Source organism: Sphingobacterium psychroaquaticum, assembly GCF_004421025.1.
Taxonomy (GTDB): domain Bacteria; phylum Bacteroidota; class Bacteroidia; order Sphingobacteriales; family Sphingobacteriaceae; genus Sphingobacterium; species Sphingobacterium psychroaquaticum.
Map to the genome: position 1 here is coordinate 3353964 of NZ_CP038029.1, position 17803 is coordinate 3371766.

Annotated in this window: 13 protein-coding genes and 1 tRNA gene; 6 read left to right on the plus strand and 8 right to left on the minus strand. The window is 43.0% G+C overall.

Annotation, left to right across the window (positions count from 1 at the left end):
- Nucleotides 1-15 precede the first annotated feature (15 nt).
- Together hppD and E2P86_RS13850 are read right to left on the minus strand one after the other, a co-directional pair.
- Nucleotides 16-1143 (minus strand): 4-hydroxyphenylpyruvate dioxygenase, encoded by a 1128-nt coding sequence (hppD, locus tag E2P86_RS13845; RefSeq protein WP_134433563.1) that lies wholly within the window; start codon nucleotides 1141-1143, stop codon nucleotides 16-18.
- A 200-nt stretch (nucleotides 1144-1343) separates the two neighbouring features.
- Complete coding sequence (locus tag E2P86_RS13850) at nucleotides 1344-2501, minus strand: homogentisate 1,2-dioxygenase (protein WP_085471152.1); 1158 nt, start codon at nucleotides 2499-2501, stop codon at nucleotides 1344-1346.
- Nucleotides 2502-2819: 318 nt separating this feature from the next.
- Here E2P86_RS13850 and E2P86_RS13855 point away from each other — a divergent pair, with 318 nt between their 5' ends.
- Nucleotides 2820-3794 carry a fumarylacetoacetate hydrolase family protein gene (locus E2P86_RS13855; protein ID WP_134433564.1) on the plus strand — a complete coding sequence of 325 codons (975 nt, stop codon included), beginning with the start codon at nucleotides 2820-2822 and terminating at the stop codon, nucleotides 3792-3794.
- 1 nt (nucleotide 3795) lies between these two features.
- Nucleotides 3796-4656, plus strand: a complete 861-nt coding sequence (locus tag E2P86_RS13860) for a flavin reductase family protein (RefSeq protein ID WP_134433565.1) — start codon at nucleotides 3796-3798, stop codon at nucleotides 4654-4656.
- Here the strand turns inward: E2P86_RS13860 and E2P86_RS13865 are convergent.
- The 3 genes from E2P86_RS13865 to mgtE all read right to left on the minus strand — a co-directional run bounded on the left by E2P86_RS13865 (nucleotide 4645) and on the right by mgtE (nucleotide 8210).
- A complete protein-coding gene (locus E2P86_RS13865) occupies nucleotides 4645-6408 on the minus strand; it encodes an aromatic amino acid hydroxylase (protein WP_134433566.1) in 1764 nt (587 codons plus the stop codon). The genes E2P86_RS13860 and E2P86_RS13865 overlap by 12 nt on opposite strands.
- A gap of 230 nt (nucleotides 6409-6638) precedes the next feature.
- Nucleotides 6639-6712, minus strand: a tRNA-Asn gene (locus E2P86_RS13870).
- A gap of 118 nt (nucleotides 6713-6830) precedes the next feature.
- The gene (mgtE, locus tag E2P86_RS13875) at nucleotides 6831-8210 is read right to left on the minus strand and encodes a magnesium transporter (RefSeq protein ID WP_085471157.1); all 1380 of its coding nucleotides are present in this window, start codon (nucleotides 8208-8210) and stop codon (nucleotides 6831-6833) included.
- A gap of 769 nt (nucleotides 8211-8979) precedes the next feature.
- Here mgtE and E2P86_RS13880 point away from each other — a divergent pair.
- Entirely contained in the window at nucleotides 8980-11784 is a 2805-nt protein-coding gene (locus E2P86_RS13880; RefSeq protein ID WP_240775512.1) for a hypothetical protein, read from the plus strand.
- Between the two features lie 13 nt (nucleotides 11785-11797).
- Complete coding sequence (locus E2P86_RS13885; protein WP_134433567.1) at nucleotides 11798-12979, plus strand: DEAD/DEAH box helicase; 1182 nt, start codon at nucleotides 11798-11800, stop codon at nucleotides 12977-12979.
- 149 nt (nucleotides 12980-13128) lie between these two features.
- On the opposite strand, the gene E2P86_RS13890 is transcribed toward E2P86_RS13885, so the two are convergent.
- Both E2P86_RS13890 and sppA read right to left on the minus strand, forming a co-directional pair.
- Entirely contained in the window at nucleotides 13129-14319 is a 1191-nt protein-coding gene (locus tag E2P86_RS13890) for a phosphoglycerate kinase (RefSeq protein ID WP_085471160.1), read from the minus strand.
- A 101-nt stretch (nucleotides 14320-14420) separates the two neighbouring features.
- The gene (gene sppA / locus E2P86_RS13895) at nucleotides 14421-16187 is read right to left on the minus strand and encodes a signal peptide peptidase SppA (RefSeq protein WP_085471161.1); all 1767 of its coding nucleotides are present in this window, start codon (nucleotides 16185-16187) and stop codon (nucleotides 14421-14423) included.
- A gap of 84 nt (nucleotides 16188-16271) precedes the next feature.
- On the opposite strand from sppA, the gene folK reads away from it, so the two are divergent.
- Both folK and E2P86_RS13905 read left to right on the plus strand, forming a co-directional pair.
- Nucleotides 16272-16757 carry a 2-amino-4-hydroxy-6-hydroxymethyldihydropteridine diphosphokinase gene (gene folK, locus E2P86_RS13900; protein ID WP_134433568.1) on the plus strand — a complete coding sequence of 162 codons (486 nt, stop codon included), beginning with the start codon at nucleotides 16272-16274 and terminating at the stop codon, nucleotides 16755-16757.
- A gap of 2 nt (nucleotides 16758-16759) precedes the next feature.
- Nucleotides 16760-17116: an Hpt domain-containing protein gene (locus tag E2P86_RS13905; protein ID WP_085471163.1), complete on the plus strand. Its 357-nt coding sequence runs from the start codon at nucleotides 16760-16762 to the stop codon at nucleotides 17114-17116.
- Here E2P86_RS13905 and pssA read toward each other — a convergent pair.
- Nucleotides 17109-17792 (minus strand): CDP-diacylglycerol--serine O-phosphatidyltransferase, encoded by a 684-nt coding sequence (gene pssA, locus E2P86_RS13910; protein WP_085471164.1) that lies wholly within the window; start codon nucleotides 17790-17792, stop codon nucleotides 17109-17111. The two genes, E2P86_RS13905 and pssA, sit on opposite strands and share 8 nt — an antisense overlap.
- Nucleotides 17793-17803 lie beyond the last annotated feature (11 nt).

Consider the following 17803-nt stretch of genomic DNA (forward strand, 5'->3'; position numbering starts at 1 on the left):
ATATATAAATAACAACTACAAATTACCTCTACGTTCCTGTTCTCGTTCGATCGCCTCAAATAACGCTTTAAAATTTCCGGCGCCAAAACTTTGCGCCCCTTTACGTTGGATAATCTCGTAAAAAAGAGTCGGCCGATCTTCTACGGGCTTCGTAAAGATTTGTAATAAATACCCTTCTTCATCACGATCGACCAAGATACCTAGCTCCTGAATAATGCGAATCTCTTCATCGATTGCTCCAATACGCTCAGGCAACATATCGTAATACGCCTCCGGTGGTGCCGATAAGAACTCTACCCCACGTGCTTTCAAAGCCCGCACTGTTTTCACGATATCTTTCGTTGCCAACGCGGCATGTTGCACCCCTTCCCCTTCATAAAACTCCAGATACTCCTCAATCTGCGATTTCTTCTTTCCCTCTGCTGGCTCATTAATCGGGAATTTCACAAAACCATTCCCATTACTCATCACCTTACTCATTAAGGCCGAATACTCCGTGTTGATCTGTTTGTCATCAAAAGAAAGGATATTTACAAAACCCATCACATTTTGATACCAATCTACCGTTTCATTCATACGATCCCATCCTACGTTCCCTACGCAATGATCGACATATAATAACCCTGTTTCTTCCGGATTATAGTCGCTCACCCAAGGTTCGAAACCCGGCATAAAAGCACCGTTGTAGTTTTTACGCTCGATAAACATATGTACGGTTTCACCGTAGGTATAAATTCCCGACATCCATACTTCTCCATGCGCGTCCGTTAGCTGCTGAGGTTCTAGATACGGTTTTGCACCGCGCTTTACCGTTTCCTCGAACGACTTTCGTGCATCCTCCACCCATAGCGCCAACACCTTCACGCCGTCCCCATGCTTTTTCACATGCTCCGATACCGGATGATCCGACCGCAATGCGGTAGTCAACACCAAGCGAATTTTATCCTGCTTTACCACATAAGAAACCCGATCCCGAACGCCCGTCTCCGGACCAGCATACGCCTCCGATTGAAACCCAAAAGCGGTTTTGTAATAATGTGCCGCTTGCTTCGCGTTACCCACATAAAATTCAATATAATCTGTACCATTGATTGGCAGAAAATCATCTGCTTTAGCGATTTTCTCTGCAAAAGTTTGTCCCATACCCTTCGTTTTATAATTTTATTAGTTTTTAATTAGCCACAAAATCTTGTGGCTCTACTGTTCTTAGACGCAAAATTTAGTTATGCTGAGTCCTTCGGCGTTTAATTAGACGCAAAATTTAGCTGCGCTGAGCCCTTCGGGGTTTGCGTCTCTACTAACTACCAACGACTAACTACTAACTACCAACTACTTTATGCTCCTTAACTCATCCACGATTTATAATAATCAGGATCTTCAATTTGCAGAGCCTCCTCGGTCAACATTAACGGCCTAAAAGGATCGATCATCACCGCTAACTCCTCCGTTCCCTTCTGTCCGATACTTTTTTCGACCGTTCCTGGATGTGGCCCATGCGGTATCCCCCCTGGATGCAATGTAATTTGTCCACGTTCCACCGACTTGCGGCTCATAAAATCACCATCGACATAGTACAACACCTCATCGGAATCCACGTTACTGTGATTATATGGAGCCGGAACGGCCTCTGGATGGTAATCATACAAACGAGGACAGAAACTACACAACACAAACGCATTGGTCTCAAACATCTGGTGCACCGGAGGTGGTTGATGTAATTTGCCGGTGATTGGCATAAAATCATGAATAGATATTGCCCAAGGATAGTGGTACCCATCCCAGCCTACAAAATCAAAAGGATGACTGCCGTACACGTAAGGATAGATCAATCCTTGTTTTTTTATGCGCACCTCAAAATCTCCAAATTCATCGTGCGTTTCCAAATCGACAGGCTTACGGATATCACGCTCGCAGTAGGGCGAGTGCTCCATCAACTGCCCATATTCATTGCGATATCGCTTAGGTGTACGGATCGGCTCAAAAGATTCGGTAATAAAAAGTCGATTATCTGGTCCATCAAAATGTAGCTGATAGATCACGCCTCTCGGAATAATAAGATAATCACCATACCCAAAACGGATATTTCCGTACCCCGTCTTTAACACTCCACTCCCTTCGTGTACAAAAATCACCTCATCAGCCTGACTGTTCTTATAGAAATAAGCCGTCAGGGATTCGCGCGGCGCTGCCAAGGAGATATGTAGATCGTTATTCACCAGTACAGGTACACGACTTTCTAAGTAATCGTCCTTCGGTTTTACCTGAAAACCTTTGAGACTGGTATGTTTAAGGTGCTTTTCGCGCGCTATACGAGGCGAAACATCATAAGGTTCATGGATTTGCTTCACCAAAGTTGGTGGGTGACAATGGTAGACAAGCGCATAAGCACTCGAAAAACCGTGCGTCGAGACCAACTCTTCCGAGTACAGCTCGCCATTTGGTTTTCTAAAAACCGTATGTCTCTTTTGTGGGATTTTCCCCAATTGATGATAAATAGGCATAGTAAATCATGTTAAAAAATGAAATATATAGACTAGACTAAACCTGGTTAGGGTTTATAGTTGGTCGAAAGGAAAAAACAGGAAATTAGTATTGCGCAAATACCACATCAGCAATCAACGCCTTCACCAAAGGCGCCATACCCCGCACGAGGTCTATATGTTTTTGCTGCTGTCTGTTCATAAGTGGTTATGCTTACTATTCAAAAGTAAGCATTCCAATCCACACGAGCAAGAGCTACCGAAAGATTTTGAAATTCCCCTAGAGGATGTCTATCTTTATCGCCGTAACGCCCATAGCGCGGAATCCAATTATACACGATGAAATTAACAACATTCAGCTATAGAAACAGGGAACATCTAGGTCTCTTTATTCAAGACCAAATTTTCCCGCTCCATGCAATATCGAATACCCTACCCAACAACATGACAACTTTTTTGCAAGGAGGCGAATCGATGATGCAAGCGGCACAACAAATCGAACAAGAGATAAAAGAAGGACAGCACCAAGCACACGCAGTTCCCGTGGAAGAAGCAACGCTATTAGCTCCCGTGCCACGCCCGAATTCATTTCGCGATGCCTATGCCTTCCGCCAGCATGTGGCGACCTCGCGTCGCAACCGCGGACTGGAGATGATCCCTGAATTTGATGAATTTCCAGTTTTTTACTTCTCCAATCACCTGGCCATCGCTGGGCCAGGGAATATCGACTGTATGCCGAAGCACTTTGAGCAAATGGATTTTGAGTTGGAGGTCGCTGTTGTCATCAACAAACAGGGCAGAAATATTGCCGCAGCGGAAGCGGACAGCTATATCGCCGGCTATATGATCATGAATGATCTAAGCGCACGAAAGCTACAGATGGAGGAGATGAAATTAAACCTTGGTCCCGCAAAAGGCAAAGATTTTGCGACTGCAATCGGCCCATGGTTGGTTACAAAAGATGAACTTGAGCCTTATAAAACAACCGCAGCAGCCGGCCACATTGGCGATGCTTACCAGCTAGAGATGATTTGCCTCGTAAACGGAAAAGAAGTATCGCGCGGTAATTTCGCAGATATGAACTGGACCTTTGCCGAGGTGATCGAACGGATATCCTATGGCGTTGATATTTACCCAGGAGACCTGATTGGATCCGGAACAGTTGGTACCGGATGTTTTCTGGAACTCAATGGAACCGGAAAGCTAAATGACCCTAATTATGCAACGCAATGGCTGGAACCGGGCGACACCGTCACCATGAAAGTCACTGGCTTGGGCACTCTTGAAAATACCGTACACTTAACAAACAACTAGCATGCACGAAACCACTTCTTTTGATCCGAAACAACAACAAGCCACTTTTGATAATCTCGTAAAATATGCGGTTGCTCCACGCCCTATCTGCTTTGCCAGCACAATGGACGCTTCCGGGCAGGTTAACCTCAGCCCATTCAGTTATTTTAATTTTGTTTCACAACAGCCGCCTATCTGTGTGTTCTCCCCTTTGCGCCGCATGCGTGATGGATCAACCAAACACACACTGGATAACCTTCAAGAACTGGATGAGGTGGTCATCAACATCGTCAACTACTCGATTGTACAACAACAGTCCCTGGCAAGTACCGAATATGGAAAAGGCATCAATGAGTTTGAAAAAGCAGGATTGACAGCGATCCCATCGTTACATGTTCGACCGCCGCGCGTCGCCGAATCTCCGGTTCAACTGGAATGCAAGGTGCGAGATATTATTGCGCTGGGCGATGGTCCGGGTGCCGGAAACCTCGTTGTTGCCGAAATTGTACATATGCACATCCACTCCCATCTACTGGATGAAAAAAATAATATTGATCAAGCGGAGCTAGATCTTGTAGCACGCCTTGGGGGCGACTGGTACTGTCGTGTAACTTCTGACAACCTCTTCATCGTTCCCAAACCGTTGCGTAATCTAGGGATCGGCATCGATCAGCTTCCAGAAACAATTCGAACTTCCAAGGTCTTATCGGGAAACCACTTAGCGTTATTGGCGAATGTCGAGGCAATCCCGAGCATGGATCCTACAGGTTCGCCGCAGCACACATTTGACAACATGGAGCATGCCCATCGTCATATTGGAAATCTATTAGACGAGAACAAGCTCCATGATGCTTGGCAAGTGGTGCTTCACCTACAGAATTAACGATACGTTGGTATCTTTTGCCAAACGTTTGCCATCTTGAATCAACTTCACCAAGTGAGGTTGATTTTTTTGTATCTGATCAAGCGCATCTTCGATTTGGCGCACAGCCTCTGTTAAGCTCATGTTAGCAGCAATCTCCAGCAACTCGACCAACGAGAGCCAATCGCCCGGAAAGTTCGCCTGAAGGTCTGTAAATAGCTCCATAAGGAGTTTTTCCGTCGCATTCCCTTTCTCCCGCATCCGTCGGATTCTCGCATACCGCTCATGCAACTGTTTTGTCGATTCATCGTACGCATGGCGTACCGCCGATATTTCCGAAACATCGGACTGTTGTTCGTAAGCATCCTTATCAGCGGCTCCCGAAAAAACAGAAACAATCTGAGCGCCCACCGCCATATCATACATCCCCCATTCCGGCATAAACAGGATGGCGTCCGTACGCGTGTCGCGAACGGTACATTTGGTAAAAGAAAGCAAAACAAGCTTATCTTCCGATCGGGTTAACGACTCCAAAACTCCGGTGACCGTGATTCCAGAATCAAAGGACAACACAGTTTCTTGCCCAACGACTATGCCCGCGGCATAAAGGTCAGCATCCGTCATATCTTCCAATGACCTGTCAAAACCCGTTACTAAACCCACAGGCGCACTAAAACCATCTTTATGGTAGTTTTTACTATGCCCATGCAACTGCTTCCCTCTAAGGGCTAAAGCGGTCGGTCCGCTAGTTTTGATATAGGTAAGTTTATTTTCATCGCCAACAGCTGTAAAAATACCCGAGACTTGCAGGCCCGAGCTGTAAACAGCGGTACAAACATTCTTGCAGGCAATCGCTTTGTCGACGCTTTTCTTCCCACCGACACGGAATGACATATCCGCAGCAAATTCATCGAGCACCCCACGCAAGTGTTCAAAATCCGGCGTCACGAACAGTTGCGGCTGTGGCTTCGTGATATCATAACTGTAGTTTACGGCATCCAGCGTATACGGGAGTTTAGGCACTTCAGGCTGCATGCAGGTAACACTTTCTCCAATGGAGGACAGCAAGCCCGCGCCATAGATCTTTGGATCATCGACCGTACCGATCAACCCATATTCCACCGTCCACCAGTGCAACCTGCTAAGAAGGGCCATTTCGGAGGGCTCACCCATATTCTGTTGAATCTTTTCAAGAAGGCGCTCCCCCGTTGCTATCTGCTCTTGCGTTGCATTTGGATCTTCCTTTAGGATCGACAGATTCCGGATCGCTTCATACAGCTCGAAGTCTTTCGCCGAAAACATCGCTTTACTTCCGACTTCTCCAAAGTATTGGAGGTATTCCGCATACTCGGGTTCTCCAATAATCGGAGCATGCCCCGACGACTCGTGAATAATATCGGGTGCAGGCGTGTACTCGATGTGTTCCAGCTGCCGGATGTCCGCCGCAATGACGAGCACCCGGTGCGCCTGGAATTCCATAAAAGCAGCCGGCGGTATAAAACCATCAACCGTTACAGCGCCCCATCCGATCTGCTTCAAGCTATCGTTCATCTGTTGCAAATCTGGAATACGTTCAATCGTCAATCCAGCTTTGCGCAACCCCGGGATGTACGGATAATAGGCCACATCTTTGAGGTAAATATAATTCTGCCGCATGACATATCGCCACAAGGCTTGGTCAATCGGCGTATAGCGCTCGTAGAATTGTGGTACTACATACTTTCGGAGATGTGCAGGAAGCTTCTCCAGCACGATGTTCTGATACGTTTCCATTTAGAATCGGTTAAGCGGTAAATATATGTATTTTTTTAAATCGAAACATTCTTTTCCCAAAGAATTATATAGTAAAGAGAAGGATTTACGAACTTATGTTTGGCTTACGTTCGGATCGAAGGAAGAACTATTTTTAAATCGTCAGGAGACATACCTAATGTGTGGCACGGGGCAGCAGCTCAATTTACAACGGCATAAAAAAAAGCCTTCTCGATGTGAGAAGGCTTTCGCTCCTGAAGCTGGGCTCGAACCAGCGACCCTCTGATTAACAGTCAGATGCTCTAACCAACTGAGCTATTCAGGAAACTTTCCGATTGGTCATTTCCGTTTCGGTGATGCAATTATCGGAACTTTAAACGACCTCTCCAAATATTTTTAACACTGTTTTTACAACTCTCTCAAATACAGCCAGATTTTTTTCATCATAATAATACACCCCCTAGGATTAAGGTCGCAATCGTGAAATAAATTATCAATCCTGTCACATCGACAAGGGTCGAAACGAACGGAGCCGACGAACTAGCTGGATCCGCGCCGAGGCGTCTCAGCATAAACGGAAGCATGGAACCCGTCAACGATCCCCACATCACAACGCCCACCAAAGAAAGACTAACCACTGTCGCGACCAATACCCAATACTCACCATAGGCATGCGAAAATGCTTGCCATCCTGCGATTCGCACAAAGCCCAGCGTTCCTAGGATAAGCCCCAAGAAAAGTCCAGACAGGATCTCGCGCTTCATAACCCGCCACCAATCGGCCAATGTCACCTCGCCCATTGCCATCGCTTGAATAATCAAGGTCGAAGCCTGAGAACCACTATTTCCTCCACTCGACATAATCAACGGCATTAGCGCCATCAAGAATATCGCCTTCTCCAACTGTCCCTCAAAATGCTCGATCACGGTCGCGGTCAACAACTGTCCCAGAAAAAGAACAATCAACCAACCGCCACGCTTTTTCACCAGGTGCATAATCGACACATCCAGGTACGGCTCATCCAAAGCTTCCGTACCCCCGATACGTTGCATATCCTCGGTGTACTCTTCATTTGCCACCCAAAGAATATCATCGATCGTCACAATCCCCAACATAATGCCCTGCTCATCGATAACAGGTAAAGCCACGCGGTTGTTCATCCGGAAGACATTCACCGCCTCTTCTTGCGGATCATTTGCATTCAGAGAAATTAGACGATTATCGATCAAGTCACTCACAACCGTTTCCAGATCCGCGATCAACACATCGCGAATACGAATATCGTCAATCAGCTTTCCTTCCCCATCGATCACATACAACACATCGATCGTTTCCGAAGCATTACCATAGCGACGGATGTGATCTAAGATCCGCGACACATTCCAGTGCTCTTTCACGGTGATGTAGTCGGGTGTCATCAAACGACCGACACTATCCTCAGGATACCCCAATAGCGAGAGTGCTTCTTTCCGTTCTTCCGGTGAAAGCATGATGATAAGATGTTTTACAACATCGCCCTTAAGTTCACTTAAAAAAGAGGTCCGGTCATCGGGTGGCATCTCATTGATCAGCTCCCGAACTTTACCCGCAGAGAGCTTCTTAAAAATCCGCTCTTGGGTAGGGAAATCTAAGATTCTAAAAACATGAACAGCGCGGTTGATATTTAAGGTTTCAATAAACAACGCTGCGTACTCGGGAAGCTCATCAATTAACTCCTCAACATCCGAAATGTTTTGCTCATTAAGATAGTTTTGAAGCGCAGCAAAATCGTCTGCCTCTACCCACTTTTCAATAAGCTCGACTTGCATCTCTAGTTCTTCCATAGCACCCGTTTAAAAAAAATCCTACATTGGTAAAAATCTGTTTGCAGCAAAAGTCGTTTTTTTTTTTGAAATAACTAATCTTTTTTAATAGGCATGACTAGCTTACCTTTCAAAAAGAACACTCGAAGTTGGGGCATAGGCCTCTTAACAGCCTCCAAAAAAAAGTGATCTTCCCTACTCCAACGTCCTAAATTTACATCAAAAGACAGACCTCAAAAACAACAACAAATCAGCGACCATCAACTAAAATAGTTTTGCGTACACCGTACATCACAAAAGTAATCAAAGAAAAAAAAGGCCAAAATGTCAGCAGCCCATATTACAAAAAAGCGGCTTAGAATATCCTGTTTCTCCCACGCCTAAGCCTCCAGAAAAACACAGAAACAAACGATTCTCTTCAAGACGTTTCAACACCGTAAACCACAACATCAAACACGTAACCCGAACCGCCACATCACTAACTACCCCAAAACACGAAGCAGACTTCAAGAACCATCCGGTCCAATAATAAAACAGGGGAACATAGAAGTTGTTTTTTACTTTTTTCTCTTATATTGGTATCGCTTTTAAGACCGCAATGCAGCATATAGCGAAAGAAGAACAAAGGCTCAAAGCACAAACGAATAAGCATAAAAACACACAAAACAATAATATACATAAAATCCTATTAATCAATCCAAAAAACAAAAACACATAAACAAACAAGTAATAAAAACAAACAATAAAATACTATAATTTTTAGCAAAATAGCAAAATCAGGAATTTATTTATGAATAAGAAGCTAATTATCAGAATAATACTATTTAATATATTAACACTAAGTTCACATTATTCTTTTGCTCAAATTTTTGACAACGAACAAGCACATCCTGCTGATAAATGGCGTTCAATTACAACTGCAAACTATAGGCTGTTGTTCCCACAAGAGTTTGAACCGGCGGCCCAAAACTTAGCCAAAGAGCTCGAAACATTCATCGAATCAAGTTCCAAAGACTTAGGCGTTATTCCAAAAAAAATCACCCTTGTACTACAAGGAAATCACCTAAATCAAAACGGATATGTACAACTCGCACCACGTAAATCAGAGATGTACCCTGTCCCCTCCTCTACCGCCGACAACCAAGAATGGCTACCAAACCTAGCCTTACATGAGATGCGCCATGTTGCCCAGTTTGACAAATTGACAGGCAAAATAAAAGGACCATTTTTCGAACAATTGGCACTTGCACTGTATGCACTAAACCTTCCTGCGTGGTATTTTGAAGGCGACGCCGTGCAGGTTGAAACACTCTACAGTCAAGGCGGAAGAGGCCGCCTTCCATCGTGGGAAATGCCCATCCGTGCAAACATATTATCGGGTAAAAACTATGGCTTTAGTAAGTATGTCTTAGGGTCCTTTCGGGATAATATTCCCTCTTATTATACAATCGGCTACCTGATGAATACGTACCTGACGAACAATTTTGGAATAGACAGTCAGGAGAAAATTCTCGAAAACATGCGTGGAAAACTAGTGCGTCCTTTCAATTTTCAACGCTCCCTACAATCTGTTTCGGGGTTAAATTCAAAACAACTTTTCACAAAAACAATCCAAGATTTAACGGCTAAATGGGAACATGAAAGACCTGTCGAAGGGCCTCCTTTCGCCGTGATCGAAACGGAAAAATCGCGCTTTCCGACCGACTTTTTACTTCCGCAATACGACACAAATAATCGTTTATTCGTCCTCAAATCATCACCGCAGAAAGTAAATGAAATCGTCATGCTGGAGGAGTCTGGGGCTGAGAAAACGATACATAAAACAGGCATCCAGATTACCCCTTACTTTCATCTTCGAGGAACAGAAATCGTATGGGATGAATACAGAAAAGATGCTCGATTTGGAAAACGAACCTACAATGTAATCCATATACTGGATACCAAAAACAAGCAACTAAAGACGCTTACAAAAGGATCGCGATACTACTCGCCCACCTTACATCCCACCAAAAATGAGGTCGCTGTCGTAGAAGTTTTACATGATAACAGGAGTCGTATTGTAATCCTAAACAGCAAGAATGGCCATGTTTTAGACTCCTTATCGGCACCTAATGCAACACATATACAACAACCTAGATATAATAATATAGGGGATAAATTAATATGCATTGCTGTCTCCAAAGCAGGTACAAGCCTATTGGAGTTCGATCTAACAACTCGTCAATCTACTGTTCGCTTACCTGCTGGCAACCAACAATTAGAGCGGCCAATATACAGAAATAACGACATTGTATTTAAAGCGCACTACAATGGGATAGACAACATTTACCAACTACAAAACAATCAAATACAACAAGTTACACAAGCTACTTTCGGTGCATTTAACCCTTCCCTTGGTCCAGAGGAAACCCTGGTCTACAATAACTACGCATATGACGGTTATAAACTTGCTTCGCAAAAGTTAAACCAAATAACGGACACAGACACCGTTACACGTGCAATTTACATCAATAAAACACTGCAAACGGTCACTTTTCCAACGGCACAGCCGCTATCAGATGACTTCCCAGTAAAGAAATACAACCCAGCAGCACACCTTATTAATTTCCATAGCTTGTCTATTAGTGGCACTAATTTCGAAACATTTGACAACTATATCCCTGGCATATTTTGGCTCTCCAACGACCTATTGAATACAACACAGATTAAATTAGGGTACGAATTTGACACTGATATCAACAAAAGTATATACTCTGCAGAAGTATCGTACAGGCGATTTTTTCCTATTTTCACCGCTAAATACACGAATAGAGGTCAAGTAGGAAACGCTGTAAATAGTGCAAAACCTGGATCTACCGTCATGTTTGATTACAAGGAACATCTCGTAACTTTCGATATGTCACTTCCATTCTCTATTTATCGCCAGAACCAAGTGTATAGCTTTGGTTTCAACATGGGAACATCCTATACTAAGCGGTATAATCTAAGCTTAGATCTTAAAAATTTCAACGATGAAATTGCTTTTCCGCTCAGTTATCAGGTCTATTTTAATAGAAATAACATGCGCAGCAAGCTAGATCTACTCCCTCGCTGGGGCCAAAACGTGAGTATTACGTATCGTCACCTACCTTTTGAAAACCAAATATCGGGGAACATCTTGTCTTTACGGAGCAATTTTTATCTTCCAGGACTAGTGACCAACCACAGTATACAAGCCCGTTTCGCCCTACAGAGAAGCACTGGTCGATACCAAAACAGTTATGATATCCCAATGGTCAGTGGTTGGGGGCACTTTACCTCCCCTATCGTACACAACACAGCGATGGTTAACTACAGACTTCCTCTCTTTTATCCTGATTGGGATTTAGGGTCCATTTTTTACATTAAACGAATCCAAGGGTTAGTTTTTTCTGATTTCCAGAATATTCATCAAGAAGTAACTCCCAAAAGCATGGGATTAGGTTTATCTGCTGATTTTAATGTATTTAAGTACAACCTACCCGATGTGAATGTAGGCACAAAGCTAACTTATCTCAATGACGGCTCAGCTAGCAATAAAATTGTCCCTACCTTTACCTTAAGTTATACATATTAGAGAAAAGTTTACTGTGAAATTTGAAGAATTAATAACAAACAAAAGCCTGGTTGAGACCTTAACGGAGCTTGGATACGTAAAAGCGACTGCCATACAGCGAAAACTGATTCCAACTATGTTAAGCGGAACCGATATTTTAGCTGTTGCACCAACCGGCAGCGGTAAGACGGAAGCTTTTGCAATCCCTATAATCTCCGCCTATATAGAGGCTACTGCGGAAAACAGAAAACAAACTTTGATCTTAAGTCCGACTCGCGAATTAGCGATACAGACCGCAGATAGAATCCAAAAACTAGGAAAAAAACACCACGTAGGGTGCATCAGTATCTACGGCGGCGCAACGTATGAGAAGCAAGCTAAGGCCCTTGCACAAAATCCAGCAGTCATTGTTGCAACGCCAGGACGCTTGTTGGACCTCTATAATCAGGGGATTATAACGTTTGAAAACATACAAAAACTAATAATTGATGAAGTCGACCAAATGTTGGAATTAGGTTTCTTGCATGATGTAAACACCATTATCGCCCCGATTCCAACCTCCGCACAGCGTGTTTTTGTATCGGCGACTTTGCCGGAAGCTATTGAGAAAATGGCTAAAAAACAACTGCGCGATATGACCTATATTCAGATCAGCGAAACGCAGAAAAAGATAACGGAATACCTTCTCTTCGTGGATAAAGCCGATAAAAAAGATCTAATACTGTTTCTTCAAACACACTTTGGGATAGAACAAGCCATTGCTTTTACCCGAACGACACATGGCGTAGATCGTATCGTAAAGCATCTGACGGCGAACGGTCTACCGACCGAAGGTTTGTATGGCGACAAAACACAAGCTACGCGCGAGTCTATCGTACAGGATTTCCGCGATAAAAAGTTCAGTATCCTCGTGGCAACAGATGTTGCTACACGTGGAATCGACATCCCGAATCTATCGGCGGTCATCAACTACGAGCTTCCAGAGACCGCCGCAAATTATCAACATCGCATCGGCCGAACAGGACGCACACAGGAAGGTATAGCTTTTACTTTTTGCGACGGTGAGGACAACCCTAAATTAATCAGCCTCCAAACGGAGCTAAAAAAGACGATTCCTATTTTTGACAAACATCCTTACCCATTAAGTTGGCAAAAAATGCAAACCAGTAGCCCTGTGGTAAAAAAGGGCAAAAAGCAAGGGAAACGAAAAAAATAAGGGCTCGCAGAAGAAAGGTAAAACATCTTTACGAAGCGGAGGAACGAAGATGTAGCAATCTTATAGCGGTGAAAATAAACGAAGACTGCCACATCTCTACGCTTCTCGCAGTGACGTGGCAGTCTCTTTTTATACGTAAACGATTACGTTTAGTCTGCTAACGCTTTTACGCCTGGCAATACTTTACCTTCCATATATTCCAACAAAGCACCACCGCCTGTACTAACGTAGCTGACATGCTCGGTCATCCCGAATTTCGCTACCGCAGCGGCAGAGTCTCCTCCACCGATTAGAGAAAATGCACCTTGTTCCGTTGCTGCTACAACGGCATCCGCAACCGCTTTTGTACCTTTCGCAAAGGTATCAAACTCAAAAACGCCCATCGGACCGTTCCACAACAAAGTTTTAGACGCTAAAATAACATCTGCAAAATGCGACGAGGATTCCGAACCAATATCCAATCCTTCTCTGTCCGCAGGAATCTCATTGTTCGGGCCGTTGTATACATCGGCATCATTAGAGAATTTATCTGCGATCTGCGCATCTGTAGGCAATACTAGGTTAACCCCTTTTTCTTCTGCTTTTTTCACTAACAGGTTTGCCAAATCTAGCTTATCAAGCTCAACCAACGACTTTCCAATCTCACCACCACTCGCTTTAACAAAGGTATAAGCCATACCGCCACCGATGATCAGGTTATCTACTTTATCCAATAAGGCTTCGATAAGTTCAATTTTATCAGACACCTTAGCGCCCCCCATAATAGCGGTGAATGGGCGTTCCGGATGATTCATTATCTTCTCAGCATTGTTGATTTCAGCCGCTAATAAGTAGCCGGCGTATTTATTTCCAGGGAAAAATTGCGCAACAATTGAGGTTGACGCATGTGCACGGTGTGCTGTACCAAAAGCATCATTTACATAGATATCACCTAATTTTGATAATTTCTCCGCAAAAGATTGATCACCCTTCTCTTCTTCTTTATAAAAGCGAAGATTCTCCAATAGCAATACCTGTCCTGGTTGCAATGCAGCAGCCTTTTCTACCGCCTCAGCACCAATACAATCATTTGCAAACTGAACCTCAACACCTAAAACAGCAGACAAATGCGCAACAATATGCTTAAGTGAATACTTATCCACAGGACCATCTTTCGGACGTCCTAAATGGGACATTAAGATCACAGATCCACCATCTTTTAGAATTTTTTGAATCGTTGGTGTCGCTCCTTTAATTCTATTATCATCCGTTATATTAAAATTCTCGTCAAGAGGCACATTAAAATCCACACGAACCAAGGCTTTCTTACCAGAGAAGTTTACGTCATCAATTGTTTTCATACTATTATATGTGTTTAAGTTGTTGCGTTACTAATGCAGCTATAAATATAAAAAAAAGCACCGAATTGAAAAATTACGGTGCTTGTATTTTTGCTTTCCCTTTATTTGATCTCCAAACTATAAGGGACGCGTGCCTGGATTCCAGATCGTTTGGTTACCGTTCTCAACTGCTCAATATAAGCACGATATTCACCCAATTCCTCTCCGATGACCCACATTTTAATTTTTTCTTTTGACGTACTTAAAATGGAAGCAAACGGATCTTTCACGGCCGGATATTCAACCGTTCTATATGTTTTCAACTTCGCTTTCGCTGCTGCCGAATTAATCGCACGTTGCAAACCGCCGATACCATCCACTAATCCATTCGCGACCGCCTGTTGCCCCGTCCAAACGCGTCCTTGTCCGATGCTGTCCACTGCAGCAACCGTCATTTTTCTTCCCGTAGACACTTTGCTGGTAAAGGTATGATACACACGATTAACCTCTGCCTGTACTATTGTATACTCCTCGGCCGTCAACGGACGATCCACAGAAGTCATTAGATCAGCAAATTTACCCGTTTTCACTTCATCCATATGGATACCTAATTTATTATTTAACAAGCCTTTCATGTTTGGAATCAAACCAAATACACCAATTGAGCCTGTTAATGTTTCTTTCTCCGCGAAAATAGAGTCCGCTAGTGCCGAAATATAGTAACCACCCGAAGCCGCATAATCTCCCATGGAGACAACAACAGGCTTCACTTTTTTTGTTAATTCTACCTCACGTGCGATAATATCGGAAGCCAAAGCCGATCCTCCCGGTGAATTAACACGTAGAACAACAGCCTTTACGCGATCGTCCCGACGTAGCTTACGTAATTCTCTGGAAAGCTTCTCCCCGCCAATACTGCCTTCGCTTCCTTCACCATCTACGATATCGCCATAAGCATATAAAACTGCAACACGGTCTGTGGCTGATTCTGTTTTCGCAGGCGTGCTGTAATCTAGCAATGAAATGGTTGGAATATCTTTCTTTTCCTCCACACCTAGACGTTTTTTCATCAATGTCAACAGTTCGTCTTTATATAGCTTATCATCAATAAATTTATAGCGCTTGGCATCATCCGCATTACGGATCAAATAATTATCAGCAATTGCACGTAAAGAATCGGCTGGAATTTTTCGTCCTTCCGCTATATTAGCCAAAAAAGCATCATATGTACTGTTTAGATAAGATGTCATTTGCTCGCGATTGGCAGCACTCATCTCATTCAACAGAAAAGGCTCCACTGCAGACTTATACGTACCGACCTTGACCACCTGCATATCGACGCCTAATTTATCCAACGCTTCCTTCAGGAAAGTAACCGAAGAAGAAAGTCCTTTAAAATCTAATGAGCCTTCTGGATTCATATATATACTATCGGCTACCGAGGCCAAGTAATATCCCTTCTGTGTATACACATCACTATATGCAATAATAAATTTACCAGATTTCTTAAAATCAACCAACGCTTCCCGTATTGCTTTTACCGTTGCCATGCCTGCATTAACAGATGACGGATTAAAATAAATCCCCTTTATTCGACTATCCTCCTTTGCGGCCTGAATACGCGCGACAATATCATTTAATCCGAGTGATTTAACAGCGCCATAACCTGGCAGATCGATACCCTCCCATGGTGAAGCTGCTGTGCGCTCTGAAATCACATGATTAAGTGAGACATACAGAACGGCATTATTGGGCACATTCGCTTCGGTGCTTGAGCCCATTTGGCTTACGGTAGAAGAAATGACCGCGACCAGAATAAAAAAAAGTAGCACAAACACCACAGCAATCCCTGTGATTGTAGCTAAAACATATTTAAGAAACGATTTCATAGCATGATAATTTTGATTTTTCTAAATTAAACCTTTCTTTTGAACTATACTAAATTTTATCAATATGCTTTACATTTTTGCTTCATGAATAAAGTGATTTTGTTGTTAGGCGCAAACTTAGGTGAACCACTGTTACAACTAAGCAGCGCTTGTGTGGAAATAAGTAGAAGAGTAGGTGTCATTGCCGATAAATCTAATATCTATGAATCTGAAGCCTGGGGCGTTACCGACCAGCCTCGATTCCTAAATCAGGCCCTCTGTATAGAGACGGAGCTCACCCCCTTAGAAGTACTGAACGAAATCCAGGCCATAGAAATATTATTGGGACGTTTACGGCTCACTAAATGGGGTGCGCGGACCATTGATATTGATATCTTATACTTTAATGATTTAGTATACGAAGACCAACGTCTTATCATCCCTCATCCTCTTTTACAGGAACGTCGATTTGTATTGGTCCCATTGAATGAAATAGCGTCTGAATATATTCACCCTGTATTAAAAACAAGCAACCATGATTTGTTGTTATCTTGCATAGATCCTTTAAAAGTTAATATCCACCTGCCTTAGAAATGAACAGCAATTATAAAATAATAAATCCCAGCGCTATATCGGCAAACCTAATGGATAACAAAGCGATCATTAAGCAATTCCTAGGCTTGTATCAAACCCAGATTCCTTTAGATTTTGAAGATTTACGGGACGCTGTATTGGCGGAAGATCATACTGAAATTGCATCAAAGGCACACCACATAAAACCTACACTAGGCTATATAGGTGCTTCTTCTTTGCACACAAAATTCCAGGAACTCGAACATGCAGGAAGAAATGAGGACTCCATCCGTACAATCAATCATAAATTCAGCCTCATTGAAGAAGAATATAACACCCTAATGGATGAGATAAACCGGTACTTGGAAACTATTTAACAGCTTTTTCTTGTGCAAAGTGAAGCAGAGACATCACGATATAAATAAGCAAGACGAAAGGAAGGGCCACAAATTTGAAAACGATCAATAGAAGTACGCTAATCATCAAAAAAATGTACTTAAATCTATTGGGGTACCATGCCATAGTCGTCAGTTTCATACTAAATAGTTTAATTTCTGAAACTAACAGTAAGCTTGTCCCAACTGTAATCACAAGAAGGACGGGTACATTGTAAACTAATTGTGGGTACTGCTGCGCAATAAAGGGCAACGAAATAATAAAGAAAGTATTCATCGGTGTATTTAGTCCGATAAAATCCGTCGTTTGACGTTCGTCAATATTAAATTTTGCCAATCGTAAGGCAGAGAAAACGGTGACTAAAAAAGCGATGTATGGCAGATATGCAGCATCGCTTGCTTCTTTAAAAAGCATAAAAAGTATAGTTCCGGGTAAAAAGCCAAAACTGACCATATCTGCCAAAGAATCCAACTCCTTACCTATATTTGATTTAACATGTAAGGCACGTGCAACCATTCCATCAAAAAAATCAAAAATGCCCGATGCCAAAATGCAATAAAAAACATAAAGAAATTCACCTTCCAAAGCAAAGAGCACACCTATGCATCCACTAAAAAGATTCAGGCAAGTTAATGTATTTGGAATATGTTTCTTCATGTCATAAAAAA